Annotated in this window: 13 protein-coding genes, 1 tRNA gene and 1 pseudogene; 8 read left to right on the plus strand and 7 right to left on the minus strand. The window is 71.6% G+C overall.

Annotation, left to right across the window (positions count from 1 at the left end; genetic code table 11):
* Window positions 1-375: 375 nt before the first annotated feature.
* Complete coding sequence (locus AB0O01_RS03985; RefSeq protein WP_365310779.1) at window positions 376-1,020, plus strand: HNH endonuclease family protein; 645 nt, start codon at window positions 376-378, stop codon at window positions 1,018-1,020.
* Between the two features lie 173 nt (window positions 1,021-1,193).
* Here the strand turns inward: AB0O01_RS03985 and AB0O01_RS03990 are convergent, their stop codons facing one another.
* Window positions 1,194-1,685 carry a hypothetical protein gene (locus tag AB0O01_RS03990; RefSeq protein ID WP_365310781.1) on the minus strand — a complete coding sequence of 164 codons (492 nt, stop codon included), beginning with the start codon at window positions 1,683-1,685 and terminating at the stop codon, window positions 1,194-1,196.
* A gap of 398 nt (window positions 1,686-2,083) precedes the next feature.
* Here AB0O01_RS03990 and AB0O01_RS03995 point away from each other — a divergent pair, with 398 nt between their 5' ends.
* Both AB0O01_RS03995 and AB0O01_RS04000 read left to right on the plus strand, forming a co-directional pair.
* Window positions 2,084-2,923 carry a helix-turn-helix transcriptional regulator gene (locus AB0O01_RS03995; protein WP_365310783.1) on the plus strand — a complete coding sequence of 280 codons (840 nt, stop codon included), beginning with the start codon at window positions 2,084-2,086 and terminating at the stop codon, window positions 2,921-2,923.
* The gene (locus AB0O01_RS04000; protein WP_365310786.1) at window positions 2,923-3,135 is read left to right on the plus strand and encodes a DUF397 domain-containing protein; all 213 of its coding nucleotides are present in this window, start codon (window positions 2,923-2,925) and stop codon (window positions 3,133-3,135) included. Before AB0O01_RS03995 ends, AB0O01_RS04000 begins: the two co-directional genes overlap by 1 nt.
* A gap of 82 nt (window positions 3,136-3,217) precedes the next feature.
* Here the strand turns inward: AB0O01_RS04000 and tgmC are convergent, their stop codons facing one another.
* Genes tgmC through tgmA form a run of 3 tightly spaced genes read right to left on the minus strand, consistent with a single transcriptional unit; the run spans window position 3,218 to window position 5,591 of the window.
* Complete coding sequence (gene tgmC, locus AB0O01_RS04005) at window positions 3,218-4,360, minus strand: ATP-grasp peptide maturase system methyltransferase (RefSeq protein WP_365310788.1); 1,143 nt, start codon at window positions 4,358-4,360, stop codon at window positions 3,218-3,220.
* On the minus strand, window positions 4,357-5,319 hold the full coding sequence (gene tgmB, locus AB0O01_RS04010) for an ATP-grasp ribosomal peptide maturase (RefSeq protein WP_365310790.1): 963 nt from the start codon (window positions 5,317-5,319) through the stop codon (window positions 4,357-4,359). Before tgmB ends, tgmC begins: the two co-directional genes overlap by 4 nt.
* On the minus strand, window positions 5,319-5,591 hold the full coding sequence (gene tgmA / locus AB0O01_RS04015; protein WP_365310792.1) for a putative ATP-grasp-modified RiPP: 273 nt from the start codon (window positions 5,589-5,591) through the stop codon (window positions 5,319-5,321). The genes tgmB and tgmA overlap by 1 nt, the downstream gene beginning before the upstream one ends.
* 432 nt (window positions 5,592-6,023) lie before the next feature.
* On the opposite strand from tgmA, the pseudogene AB0O01_RS04020 reads away from it, so the two are divergent.
* The 3 genes and pseudogenes from AB0O01_RS04020 to AB0O01_RS04030 all read left to right on the plus strand — a co-directional run.
* Window positions 6,024-6,218: pseudogene (locus AB0O01_RS04020) on the plus strand (FAD/NAD(P)-binding protein); the annotation flags it as partial.
* Between the two features lie 300 nt (window positions 6,219-6,518).
* Window positions 6,519-8,225, plus strand: a complete 1,707-nt coding sequence (locus tag AB0O01_RS04025) for an alkaline phosphatase D family protein (protein WP_365310794.1) — start codon at window positions 6,519-6,521, stop codon at window positions 8,223-8,225.
* Between the two features lie 383 nt (window positions 8,226-8,608).
* Complete coding sequence (locus AB0O01_RS04030; RefSeq protein ID WP_365311228.1) at window positions 8,609-10,501, plus strand: FAD/NAD(P)-binding protein; 1,893 nt, start codon at window positions 8,609-8,611, stop codon at window positions 10,499-10,501.
* On the opposite strand, the gene AB0O01_RS04035 is transcribed toward AB0O01_RS04030, so the two are convergent.
* Window positions 10,464-11,078, minus strand: a complete 615-nt coding sequence (locus AB0O01_RS04035) for a superoxide dismutase family protein (protein WP_365310796.1) — start codon at window positions 11,076-11,078, stop codon at window positions 10,464-10,466. The two genes, AB0O01_RS04030 and AB0O01_RS04035, sit on opposite strands and share 38 nt — an antisense overlap.
* A 271-nt stretch (window positions 11,079-11,349) precedes the next feature.
* Here AB0O01_RS04035 and AB0O01_RS04040 point away from each other — a divergent pair, with 271 nt between their 5' ends.
* Window positions 11,350-11,991 (plus strand): VTT domain-containing protein, encoded by a 642-nt coding sequence (locus tag AB0O01_RS04040; RefSeq protein WP_365310798.1) that lies wholly within the window; start codon window positions 11,350-11,352, stop codon window positions 11,989-11,991.
* 125 nt (window positions 11,992-12,116) lie between these two features.
* On the opposite strand, the gene AB0O01_RS04045 is transcribed toward AB0O01_RS04040, so the two are convergent.
* Complete coding sequence (locus tag AB0O01_RS04045; RefSeq protein WP_365310800.1) at window positions 12,117-12,437, minus strand: DUF2277 domain-containing protein; 321 nt, start codon at window positions 12,435-12,437, stop codon at window positions 12,117-12,119.
* A gap of 117 nt (window positions 12,438-12,554) precedes the next feature.
* On the opposite strand from AB0O01_RS04045, the gene AB0O01_RS04050 reads away from it, so the two are divergent.
* Entirely contained in the window at window positions 12,555-12,917 is a 363-nt protein-coding gene (locus tag AB0O01_RS04050) for a hypothetical protein (RefSeq protein ID WP_365310802.1), read from the plus strand.
* Between the two features lie 43 nt (window positions 12,918-12,960).
* Here AB0O01_RS04050 and AB0O01_RS04055 read toward each other — a convergent pair.
* Window positions 12,961-13,032 (minus strand) — tRNA-Val (locus AB0O01_RS04055).
* Between the last annotated feature and the right edge of the window lie 243 nt (window positions 13,033-13,275).

Raw genomic sequence — 13,275 nt, forward strand, 5'->3', positions numbered from 1 at the left:
CACGCCACTCCACATCACGCCTATACCGCCTCACGCCACTCCACATCACGCCTATACCGCCTCACGCCACTCCACATCACGCCTATACCGCCTCACGCCACTCCACATCACGCCTATACCGCCTCATGCCACTCCACATCGTCCCCATACCGCCTCACATCGCCCCACATCACCCCCACCCACCCCGCATCGGCGCGAAATCCCCCCGCCCCCAGCGCCGGGGCGCACCCCCGCCCCTCGGAAAGTTCCCAATGAATCTTGTCGTGTCATGCGCACGTCACTAACTTCTCACCCGACGAACACCCGTACGCAACACCGCCCCGACAGCATTCCCACGCCCGCACACCCCCACCCCCACACTCCGAGGGAGTCCGCATGCCCAGGCTCTACGCGCGTCGACTGCTCAGCACCGTCGCCGCGGCCACCGCCCTGATCTCCGGCGCGGCGCTGTTCAACGCCCCCACCGCCGCCGCCGCGCTGCCCACCCCGGTCAGCGCCGCCACCGCCCGCACCTATCTCGCGTCCCTCACCGTCGCCACCGAGAACCGCACCGGCTACAACCGCGACCTCTTCCCGCACTGGATCACCCAGTCCGGCACCTGCAACACCCGCGAGACCGTCCTCAAGCGCGACGGCTCCAATGTCGTCACCGACGCCGCCTGTGCCGCGACCAGTGGAACCTGGTACTCCCCGTACGACGGCGCCACCTGGTCCGCCGCCTCCGACCTCGACATCGACCACCTCGTCCCGCTCGCCGAGGCATGGGACTCCGGGGCCGGGTCCTGGACCACCGCGCGCCGCCAGTCGTTCGCCAACGACCTCACCCGCCCGCAGCTCATCGCCGTCACCGACAACGTCAACCAGGCCAAGGGCGACCAGGATCCGGCCACCTGGATGCCGTCCCGGACCGACTACCGCTGCACCTACGTCCGCGCCTGGGTCCAGGTGAAGTACTACTACGGGCTGTCCGTCGACACCGCCGAGAAGTCCGCCCTCACGGGGTACCTCAACGCCTGCTGAGCCGGGGCCCCGGCCGCCCGGTGAAGATCAACGGGGCGGCCGGGGCCGGGAACAGGCGAGTACCCGTCCCCCTTCCTTCGACTCAGCAGTTGCCGAGCCACACCGGGCCGAAGGGAGCCGTTCCGTGCGATCCTCCGCAGCGCCACGGTGAACGCTGCCGCACGGAACGGCGTTCAGGGCGGACACGCCATCGGATCGCACGGATCGCGTCCCGGTACGTGGCGCTTCCGATGGCGTCCCCGCGCGTTGCCGGGCGGGACCGGTGGCACCTCGCGGGCCGTGACCGGCCAGACGGTCAGCGAGTAGAGCCCGCTGATGTCGTCCGACACGATCAGCGCCCAGGGGTCCCCGCCCATGAGCTGCCGGAGCGCGGCGCACTGGTCCCCCTCGGACCGTGACCAGCGGCGCAACACGGTCGGTACGTCCCCCGCAGCGGCGACCGCACCGGCCACGCGCACGAGAGTCCGAGGCGCGCACCAGGGCACCCCGGGGTCGGGGTCCAGTCCGTCAGCGATCCGGAGCGCACCCATCACCGTCCAGCCGAGGACGAGCCGCACGAACGCGCTCCCGTACCGGCCGATGACTGCGCGCCCGGTCCGGTCCCCTCCGTAGACGGGGCCCTCGGCAGTGATCTCCGCCCAGTAGTCATGAGGCCCGGGGCGCACGTCACCACTCCGTCGATCCCCGCGCGGCGCCCGCGCTCCCGCTCCCGCTGCTGCGCTCGTTCCGCTCGGCGAGGGCGGGCCTGAGCCGCTCTGTCACCGTCGCCGGCCGGATGTCCGATCGCCATGCGGGCCACTCGACACCACCACCGGGCGGACGGAGCGCGTAGCGGCCGTCCTCCCAGGTCCCGCCGGTGTCCCTGAGGATGGCGATCCTGTTCCTCGCGGTGTCCAACACCAGGTTACCTACGCTGAGTTGGGGTGTCGGACGGTTTGTCGGTACGTTCTCACCGGACATGGCGACTCCTCTCCGTAGCGAATCCACTACCAGGAGGAATCAGAGTGGCGTAGGGTCGGAACCCGATCAACGTGGCTGTCAGGACGCGACAGTTGGGGTGCGCATGGTCAATCGCAAGGAACTGAATCCGGACGCCTCACCAGCAGCAGCCTTCGGGGCCCGCCTCCGCAGATCACGCGAGGCGAAGGGCTGGACACAGGAAGATACGTCCGAGCGCATGGGAGTATCCAGCGGGCATATTTCCGGCGTTGAAACAACTCGCAAGTCTCCTTCTTTGCATTTTGCGAAGGCTGCCGATGTGGCCTTCGGGCTGGTGGGAACGGTAGACACGTTCGAACGCCAGTGGCATGAGATGCGCAACGGCAGCATGTTGGAGGGGTATCCGGAGTACGTCGGGTACCAGAACCGCGCGACAGAGATTCGGCTGTTTGAAACGGGAGTAATACCCGGGCTGCTTCAGACACACGAGTACACACGCGTGTTGGCAGACAGCGCAGTGCAGCGCGGCGAGATCACACCGGAACAGGCTGCGGAGCGCATCGACTTCCTGAAAGAGCAGCAAGCCGCGCTCGACCGCCCGTCCCCGCCCCTGATCTTCGCCGTACTGGACGAAAGCTGCATCCGAAACCCCATTGGGGGACCGTCCGTCATGGGCCGTCAGTTGGAACGGCTGATCGAGTTCGCCAGCCAATCAAGTACCGCGCTTCAGCTCGCCCCGTTCTCGATGGCGGAGCGAAAGCCGTTCCGGCGACTGGTCTACCTGCTGACCATGACCGATCGCTCGGTGATGTCCTACGTCGAGTCCCAGACCCATGGCCATTTGGACCGGGATCTGACCTCAGCAGTGCCGCTGGTGAGGGCCTACCATCAACTACAGATCGAGGCAGCGTCTCAGGCCGAGACCGTCGCCATGATCGAACAGCTACGAAAGGGCATTCTGTGATGACCGTGACCAATTCTCCCCCGCTGCGATGGGTCAAGTCCTCATACAGCGTGGACAACGGCGGTGCCTGCGTCGAATGGGCCCCCGACCACGCGACCTCTTCCGGCATCGTCCCCGTCCGGGACAGCAAGAACCCGGGCGGCCCCGTTCTGAACCTGTCCGTCGGCGCGTTCACCGGACTGGTGACCCTGGCCCGCTCCACCGAGCTGTAGCACCACCCAACCTCCGCCCCGAGCCCCGCCGCTTCTCATCCTCCGAAACGGTGGGGCTCGGGTACATCGACCGTGCCGCCCGTCAGATGGGCAGGTCCCAGCCGGGTCCGTCCTCCGTGCCGAGCCACACCCGCTGGCCGACGGTCGAGACCGTGATACCGAACCCCTCCTGGTGGGGTTCACCGGCGTCCTGCCAGCGCCGCACCGCCCGCTCGACCTGATCCCACAGGCGGACGGGCCCGCGCTGCACGACGCTCCAGCCCCCGTTCGCGTCGGGCACCGTCCGGGCCTGCGAACCGGTGGACACGTCCCAGAGGATCTGCTCCGCTCCAGCGCCCATGCGCTCGGCCGAGGGCGCCGCGAGTTGCGCGACCCAACCGCCGGTCCAGCCATCGAGCTTCGCGGGGTCGATCAGGCTCGGGCGCTCCTCCCCCGGCAGCAGGGCCAGTGTCGGGCGGGGTGGCCGGTCGTGAGGCCGGGCGATCATGAAACTGGTGTACCCGGGCAGGAATCGCCCCGTGGCCTGTCCGGGGCCGGTGACATCGAGCAGCGCGAGGCCCTGGGCGTAACTCCACCCGGAGAGGGTGACCAGAATCTTTCCGCCCGGCCTGACCTGGTGCAGCCAGGGCAGCGGGATGTACCGGACCGAACAGGTGGCGATGAGCCGGTCATAGCGTCCGCCTTCCGGGTCGCCGCGCAGCCCGTCACCGATGAGCAGCCGGGGCGCGAAACCGGCCGCCTTGAGCGCCACAGCCGCAGCCCCGCCCACCACGGGGTCGTACTCGACGCTGGTGAGGTCGGCGTCACCGAGAGCATGCGCGCCGAGGGCGGTCGAGTAGCCCGTGCCCGTGCCGATCTCCAGCACCCGGTGTCCGGGCTCGGCGCCGAGCTGGTGCCACATGCGCAGCACCAGCGATGGCAGGGTGGACGACGACGAGGGGGAGCCGGACACGGCACCCTCCGGCACATCGTCCGGCCTGGTGCGGCCATCGAGTTGGGTGATCAGCGTTTCGTCGGAGTACACCCCCTCCAGCCATCCTGGCTCGCCCTCACGGACAGGGCGGTAGGCGGTGGGAACGCTGCCCGGCACGGCCAGGAAGTAGGAGCCCGTGAACAGCTCGCGGGGCACCGCTCTGGCCGCACTGCTCCACTCGGGACCCGTGACGGCCCCCTCCTTGGTGAGGCTGTCCGCGAGTGCGGCACGGAGCTGACTCGCTGTGTTCACGTGTCGGGTCCCTTCTCCAGTTGGTCGGCGAGGGCCAGGGCGACAGCCGTAGTGGTTTCGGTCGGCTGCCATGCCCATTGGCCGTTCGGGTTGCATTCAAGGAAGTACCAGTCGCCAGAGGCGGCCACAGCGAAATCGAACGCGCCATAGATCAGCCGGAGTTCGGTGAGGTACGTCGCGACCGCACGCGCGACGGTCTCCGGTACCTCGACCGACGCGCATGTCATCAACTCCTGACGGTAGCGCCAGTCGACATCCGGGCTGTCGATCCGGACCCCGAACAGTCGGTCACCCACGGCGGTCACCCGCACATCGAAAGCCTTGTCCACTTTGGCCTGGAACATATGGGGACACACCGACACGGCATCCGTGATCTCGGCTCTGCGTACCTCCCGAACCCACACGCTGTGCGGCTGACCGTTCACGCGGTACGGCGTGTTCCACAGTGGTTTGTAGACCGCTCCGCCAGGACGCGACGCAACGAACTCCCTCGCCTCCTCCGGATCGTTGGTGATCACCGTGTCGGGCAGCAGGAATCCGCAGCGTTGCGCGGTCGAGAGCTGCGACGGCTTGAACTCGGCAGCCCGGTTGTGCCACGGGTGATTGACGAAGCGCGCTTCAGGCAGGGACGCGAGGATGCCCCCCGCGCCCCACGATGCTTGTTGTGCGGCGAACCGTCTGTCCTGCTCACGGAGCCCGGGTGGCCCTGTGTAGGGGGAGGGCCTGCGCACCCAGACCGAGCGAACGCGGTTGATGTCCAGTTCCCGGCTCGCCGTGCGCAGGACGCCCTGCTGCTCGCCCGGGCGGTACGTGGCGGTCAGCGAGGCAGTCGCGTGCAGGTCGGTGCCGGGGTCAAGACGGACAACAGGAATCCGGCGCTCGGACAGAAGCCGCAACACCCGGTCCGCTGTCACGTCGTAGGAGTTGGTCAGCACCAGTACCGACCTGCGGTCGCCCATCAGTCGGAGCTTTCGTCCTGGTCGTAGGACTCGGTACTGTCCGCGTCGGTCGCACCGCCCGGCCCGGACCCGTCGCCGGGTGTGGTCGTCGTGGGTGTCAGACCGCTCGTGCTGGTGCCATGAGCGCCCAGTTCGACCGTCCGGCCGTACTCGTTCACGATCACCGCGATCTGCGTCTCGGGGTCGATCACCGGTGTGCAGCGGGGAACCTCGGTGGTGGCCGCATACGGCCGCATACGCAGCGTGCCCCACGGTGCGGGCGTCTCCGTCATGTGGTCATCGCCTTCCTTTCCGGCAGTACTCGACATGAGCCGTGCGACACGGTGTCCGGTGATGCGGGGAGCGGATGCCGGACGCAGGCCGACTTACCCAGGAATGTGCCCTTCGGTGGGGGCTTTCAGGCTCAGTCCGGGCACACCCGCACCGACGGAGGTGAGGTCGTCCAGCCTGAGGCACAGGACCCCAATAGGGACGCATGGGGCGTGTGTCGGCTTCAACGGCGAGCGACGGCATGATGAGGCGGACCGTCCGCTTCCAGCGGCCGAACACCACCCCCTGCCGCCCCCCTGCCATCACCCCTGCCCTCCAGAAGCCCGCTCCACCGCGCCGCCCCATACGCCCGGGAGTCACCCTCTTGTCCACAGCGAACGCGGAGCCGTCCCCCGTCGCCCCAGCCACCCGCCGACTCCACCTCCGCATCCACCCTCTCAGTCGACCTCGTCGGTGCCGGGCCGCGCGGCACCAGCGTGCTGGAGCGGCTGTGCGCCTCCGCCCCCGAACTGCTCCCGCCCGGCACCGCACTGACGGTCCATGTGATCGACCCGGACCCGCCCGGCGCCGGACGGGTCTGGCGCACCGCCCAGTCCGGGGAACTGCTGATGAACACCGTCGCCTCCCAGGCAGGTGACCCTGGCCCGCTTCACCGAGCTGTAGGGCTGTAGGGCTGTAGGGCTGTAGGGCTGTAGGGCTGTAGGGCTGTAGGGCTGTAGGGCTGTAGGGCTGTAGGGCTGTAGGGCTGTAGCAGCACCGCACAGCCCCCCGAGCCCCGCCGCCCCCCATCCTCCGGAACGTTGGGGCTCGGGCACGCCGTACGACGACACTCACGACGACACCGCAGCCCGGAACCTCCCCACCCGCCCCCGTCGTTCCGTACCGTACGGGGCGACCGAAGAGACGGCGGCGACGAAGGTGGGGACGATATGGCGGAACTGCGCCTGGGACCACTGCTGAGGTACGCCGACGGCACCTCGGCGACCGTATGGCTCGAATCGAGCCGTCCGTGCACCGCTGAGGTGCGCTGCGCGGACGGCTCCTCGGGGACCTCCTCGGGCGCCGCCTTGGGCGCCGCCCGTACCTTCCAGATCGCCGGGCACCACTACGCGCTGATCCCGGTCACCGGTCTCACCCCGGGCACCCTCACCCCGTACGAGGTACTGCTCGACGGGGTCCGGGTGTGGCCGGAGGCCGGCTCGCCCTTCCCGCCGTCCACGATCCGCACCCCGGCCGAGGGGGACACCGTGCGGGTCGCCTTCGGGTCCTGCCGCTGGGCCGCGCCGCCGGTCGGTGAGGCGGACCCGGTCGGACCGGACGCGCTGGACACCCTGGCCTCCCGGATCGCCGCCGACCCGGCCGCCGACCGCCCGGACGTGCTGCTGCTCCTCGGCGACCAGGTGTACGCCGACGAGACCTCCCCGGCGACCCGCCGCTGGCTGGCCGCCCGCCGCGACCCGGCCGAGCCCCCGGGCGACGAGGTCGCGGACTACGAGGAGTACACCCGGCTGTACTACGAGTCCTGGCTCGACCCCGAGGTGCGCTGGCTGCTGTCCACCGTCCCGTCCTGCATGATCTTCGACGATCACGACGTCATCGACGACTGGAACACCTCCGCCGCCTGGCTCGCCGACATGCGCGCCACGAGCTGGTGGCGGGAGCGGCTGCTCAGCGGGCTGATGTCGTACTGGGTCCACCAGCACCTCGGCAACCTCTCCCCCGCCGAACTCGCCACCGACCCGCTGTACGACACCGTACGCGCCGCCCCCGACGGCACCGACGCCCTGCGTGCCTTCGCCGCCGGGGCCGACGCCGATCCGGCCGCCGTCCGCTGGAGCTACCGGCGCGACTTCGGGCGGGTCCGGCTGCTGATGGTGGACACCCGCGCGGCCCGCGTGCTGGAGGAGGGCAGGCGCGCGATGCTCGACCCCGGCGAGGCGGAGTGGCTGCGCGCCCAGGCACTCGACGACCGGGGCGGGTACGACCATCTCCTCATCGGCACCTCCCTGCCCTGGCTGCTGCCGCATCTGGTGCACGACGCCGAGGGGTGGAACGCGGCGCTGTGCCGGGGCGACAAGGGGCCGCGCTGGGCCCGGTTCGCGGAGAAGGTGCGGCGGGCGGCGGATCTGGAGCACTGGGCGGCCTTCCCGGCGTCCTTCGAGGCGCTGGCCGCGCTGATCGCCGAGGCGGGGTCGGGGGCGGACGCCCCGGCGACCGTGTGCGTGCTCTCGGGGGACGTCCACCACGCCTATGTCGCCGAGCCCTCGTGGACCGGGGGCGGGCCGGACGCGCGCGTCCTCCAGCTCACCTGCTCGCCGGTCCACAACTCCATCCCGCTCTCCATCCGGGTCGGCTTCCGGTTCGGCTGGAGCCGGGTCGCCCGGATCCTGGGGCGCCGGTTCGCCGGTCACGGCCGTATCCCGCGCCCGTCGATCGACTGGCGCAAGACGGGCGGGCCGTGGTTCGGCAACCAGTTGATGACCCTGACCCTGCGCGGCCGGGCGGCGACCCTGCGGCTGGACCAGGCACGGGCGGGCGCCGGGGACACCGGAGGCACCGGCGGCGGCACCAGCAGCGGCAGCGGGGCGGGGGCGCGGCTGGTGACGGTGGAGGAATCGGTGCTCACGGAGGGATGACGGGGGCGGCACAGTGCTTCGGTGAGTGAGCCGGGTGAAGTGCGGTCGCACCGGCTCATGCCCGCCCATGCGGGGCCAACTGTGACGTGTGGGGCGTGCGTTGGCTTCCGTGGCGAGCGACGGCATGATGAGGCGGACCGTCCGCTTCCCGCGCCCGGCCACCACACCCTCCTGTCCGGTTCCGGTTCCCTGTCCGCTCTCTGCTCTCTGCTCTCTGCATCTCCGCTCCACTGCGCCCCATACGCCCGGGAGTCACTTCCTTGTCCGCCGCCCCCGCCGACCGCTCCGCCCCCTCCGCCCCCTCCGCCCCTTCCCCGCCCTCCCCTCCCTCCCCTCCCCCCCTCTCCGTCGCCCTCGTCGGTGCCGGGCCGCGCGGCACCAGCGTGCTGGAGCGGCTCTGCGCCTCCGCCCCGGAACTGCTGCCGCCCGGCACCGAGCTGACGGTCCATGTGATCGACCCCGCCCCGCCCGGCGCCGGACGGGTCTGGCGCACCGCCCAGTCCGGGGAGCTGCTGATGAACACCGTCGCCTCCCAGGTGACCCTGTTCACCGACGAGAGCGTCGACTGCTCCGGCCCCGTCCGCCCCGGCCCCAGCCTCCACGAGTGGGCGGCGGGCACCCTCGGCCCCGACGAATACCCGACCCGGGCCCGCTACGGCCGCTATCTGGAGTGGGTGTTCGCCCGCACGGTCCGCGAGGCGCCCCCGAGGGTCCGGATCCACACCCACACCGCGCGGGCGGTACGCCTGGACGACGGCATCGGCGGCGGGCAGTCGCTGACGCTCGACGACGGGCGGGTGCTCACCGGGCTGGGCGCGGTCGTCCTGACCCAGGGCCATCTGCCGGCCGCGCCGACCGCCGAGGAGCGGCGGCAGACGTCGTACGCCCGTGAGCGCGGGCTGCACCATGTGCCGCCCGCCAATCCGGCCGATGTGGACCTGTCCCCGCTGGCCCCCGGCGAACCGGTTCTGCTGCGCGGGCTCGGGCTGAACTTCTTCGACCACATCGCCCTCCTCACCACCGGCCGCGGCGGCCGGTTCCTCCGCGAGGGCGGGGCGCTGCGGTACGTCCCCTCCGGGCGCGAGCCGCGGCTGTACGCCGGTTCGCGGCGCGGAGTGCCGTACCGGGCGCGCGGCGACAACCAGAAGGGGCCGTACGGGCGTCATCTCCCGCGGGTCCTCACCCCGGAGGCCGTCTCCGGCTTCCGCAAGCGCGCCGACTCCGGCGATCCGCCCGACTTCCTCGCCGAGATATGGCCGCTGATCGCGAAGGAGGTGGAGACGGTCTACTACGAGACGCTGCTCCCCGACAGCGATGTCGGCGGACGCTGGCTCGCGGTGCCGCACGGGGATCCCGGGGAGGCCCGGCTGCTCGACGCGCTCGGGGTCGCCGAGGAGGCGCGCTGGTCCTGGGAGCGGGTGGCCCGGCCGTACGCGGGCATGCGGTTCGCGGACCGGGGGCAGTGGCGGGCGTGGCTGCTGGGGCAGTTGCGCGCGGACGCCGCCGAGGCCGCGCGGGGCAATGTGCGCGGGCCGGTGAAGGCCGCCCTGGACGTGCTGCGCGATCTGCGCAACGAGATACGGCTCGTGGTCGATCACGGCGGGCTGGGCGGCGGCTCCCGCCGCGACCATCTCGACCGCTGGTACACCCCGCTCAACGCCTTCCTCTCCATCGGCCCGCCCCGGCGCCGGATCGAGGAACTGGCCGCGCTGGTGGAGGCGGGGGTGGTGGAGGTGCTGGGGCCGCGCCTGGAGGTGCGGTGCGCGGAGGGGGCGTGGGTGGCGCACTCCCCCGAGGTGCCGGGGTCGCGGGTGCGGGTCACCTCGCTGGTGGAGGCCCGGCTGCCGGAGCCGGATCTGCACCGCACCACCGACGCGCTCCTCGCCGGACTGCTGAGGACCGGCCAGTGCCGGGCGCACCGGGTGGACGGCTACGGGACCGGCGGCCTGGATGTGACGGCCCGCCCGTACCGGCTGCTGAACCGTCAGGGCGTACCCCACCCCCGGCGCTTCGCCTTCGGCGTTCCGACGGAGGGGGTGCACTGGGTGACGGCGGCGGGTGCCCGGCCGGGCGTGGACTCGGTGACGCTGTCGGACGCGGACGCGGTGGCGCGGGCGGTGCTGCGGGTGGGAGCGGGGACGGAGGCGGAGGCGGGGGTGGGGGTGGAGGCCGGGGCGCCCCGCCCCGCCGGTGAGGGAGGGACGGGGCGCTGTCCGGACGAGCCGCTCGCGGCGCCGGTCAGGCCGTCCCGGCCGTCCAGCCGAACGGGACGGTGAAGCAGCCCACGCGGGTGCCGTGGTTGCCGGGCTGGGAGTGGACGATCACCGAGGACGCCTCGCCGCGCCGGAAGTTCCAGGCGTGGTGGGCGCGGGCCTCGCCGGAGCCGGAGCGGTCGGCAGTGAAGTCCAGCCAGACCTCGTTGTCGGGGTTGGCGTCGGCGGGGTTGTCCGACGGCACGTGCTGGTAGTGGCCGCCGGCCGCGGTCGGGTCGGTCCCGCAGGGCTTGCGGTGGACGTGGACGCCGTAGTCGTGCCCCGGTTTCATGCCCCTGACCCGGAGTTTGACGGTCGTGGCCCCGTTCGCCGCGCTGCTCTGCGCGACCTCGATCCAGGCCCCGGCGGGCACGAGTTCCGGGTCGTACGTCAGCGCCGCCGACGGGGCGAGGGCGCCCGGCGGGGCGAAGCGGGCGTCGGTGCGCATCACATAGCCGCGCTCGCTGTCGGCGGCGGGGCTCGCGTGGACCCCATCGGTTCCGGACCTGTCGGTGGTCTCCGTACCGGCTCCGTAGGCGCTGCCCGCGCCCGTCACCAGCATGGCCGCGGCGACCGCGCCGACGTACATCCCTGAAAACATGGTGGCTTCTTTCCTTGCCTTCAGCCCATCTCCGGGCATTCCCCCTGTATTCCCTGTCCCTACCGTTGCTACGGGAGGCGCACGCCCGGCGCGCGTCGGAGCGGGGCAGGTGGGTGAACGAAGTGAATGAGATGCGCCGAACACACGAGCCCCCGGTGAATCTCCCGTCACGCGCCCGGCGTACGCTGTATGGCTGTCAAGGCCGCTCCTGCCGTTCCCTCGCGTCACCGCGGCAGGTCCGGTCCACGGGGGGGAGAGCCGGGGAGTCCCGTTGCTGGAGAGTGTGGGGGCGCTGGCCGACAGCCCCTGGATCTATGTGCTGGTGGGGTGCTCGGTACTGCTCGATGTGTTTCTGCCGGTGCTGCCCAGCGGGGTGCTGGTCATCATGGCGGCGACCGCCGCCGCGGCGGGGTGCGGGGCCACGGGCGACGATGTGTCGGTGTTCGCGCCGTCACTGCTGGGGCTCACCCTCTGCGCCACCACCGCGTCCGTCCTCGGCGATCTCGCCCTCTACCGGCTGGCCCGGCGCGGCGGCGACCGGCTGGACCGGGCCATCGCCCGCTCCCGTCGGCTGACCACCGCCCAGGAACGGCTGGGCCTCGCCCTCGCGCGCGGGGGCGGTGCGCTGGTGGTACTGGCCCGGTTCGCACCGGCCGGGCGGTCGGCGGTGTCGCTGATCGCGGGGGCGGCGCAGCGCCGGGTCCGTGACTTTCTGCCCTGGTCCGCGCTGGCGGGCCTGTCCTGGGCGACGTACAGCGTGGCCCTCGGCTACTTCGGCGCCCAGTGGCTGGGCGCGACCTGGCTGGCGACGGGCGTGTCGGTGCTGGCGCTGGTCGGGGCGGGCGGGGTGGCCGGGTTCCTGATGCGCCGGGGGCCCGGGGCGGGGGCGGGGGCGGCGTCGGGGGTCGGGTGACCGTGACGCGGTCCGGCCCGGACGCCGGGTGACGCGGTCGGGCCCGGACGCCGGGTGACGCGGTCCGGCCCGGACGCCGGGGTCCGCGCGGCGAGGGTCGCGGGGGAGCCACACCGCGTGGGGAGCTACGCCGCCGGGGTGGACGCCGCCGATGACGGTGACGGGGACGACGGTGACGCGGACGACGGCGACGCCGATGGCGCGGCCGACCCGGTGGCCCTCGCGGCGGAGCCGGTGCCGCCACGGATCTCCAGGCCGTCCAGCAGTTCCGCCGTGGCCTGTGCGATCACCTCGACGGCATGGTCGAAGACCTCCTGATTGTGCGCGGCGGGGGCCCGGAATCCGGACACCTTGCGCACATATTGCAGGGCGGCGGCCCTGATCTCGTCTTCCGTGGCCTCTTCGGGCAACGCGGGCGGGCGGAGGGTCTTGATGCTGCGGCACATGCCCCCAGTCTCCCACCCCTCCCTCCCCACCTCTAGCACATTCATTCGAAACACTCGTTCGAACGAAGCCCCGGGAGACACTCGCTTCGCAAATTCGAACAGGCGTACCATTACCGCGTGGCGACGACCTATGACTTCCCCAGCGACCTTCTCGCCGGTCAGGAGGAGCTGCACCAGGTCCGGGCCGAGCTGTCGGCCCTGCTCAAGCGGCTGCCCTGGTCGGTCGAGCCTCTCGACGGCTTCAGCGACGACAACGGCTGGCGCCGCGTCGAGCGCCCGGCCTCCCCCGGCTGGACCCCCGACGACCAGGCCGAGATAGACAAGCTCCGCCGCCGCGAGCACGAACTCGCCGTCTTCGTCACCACCCACCGCTACTGGTCCGCCTTCACCGGCCCCGACCAGGTGAACGCCCGCATGCACCTCAAGCACGCCCACGCGGAGGGCGGGCCCGGCGACGGACCCGGCGACGACCCGTCATGACGCACAGAAGCCCCGGCCGTTGACGGCCGGGGCTTCTTCTGTGTGGGCGCGGACGGTTTCGAACCGCCGACATCCTGCTTGTAAGGCAGGCGCTCTACCCCTGAGCTACGCACCCATGGACGAGTCGACAGCCTACATTGCCCGAGCCGGTGCCCCGCAAACGCCTATCCGGGCGGCCCCGGGCGGCCCCGGGCGCCCCCGGAGGGAGAGCCGCCCGGCCCGGGGGTTACCCCCACCCCCGATCCGGGAGCGGGCCGGATGCCCCCGGCGGCGCCGCTTCCCTACCGTCGACATCACAGATCAGCCATCAGGGATCAGGGATCAGCTCCCGGGTTCAGGGGAGCAGGGGGAGACCGGT

This window comes from Streptomyces sp. NPDC093252, assembly GCF_040683675.1.
Classification (GTDB): Bacteria; Actinomycetota; Actinomycetes; order Streptomycetales; family Streptomycetaceae; genus Streptomyces.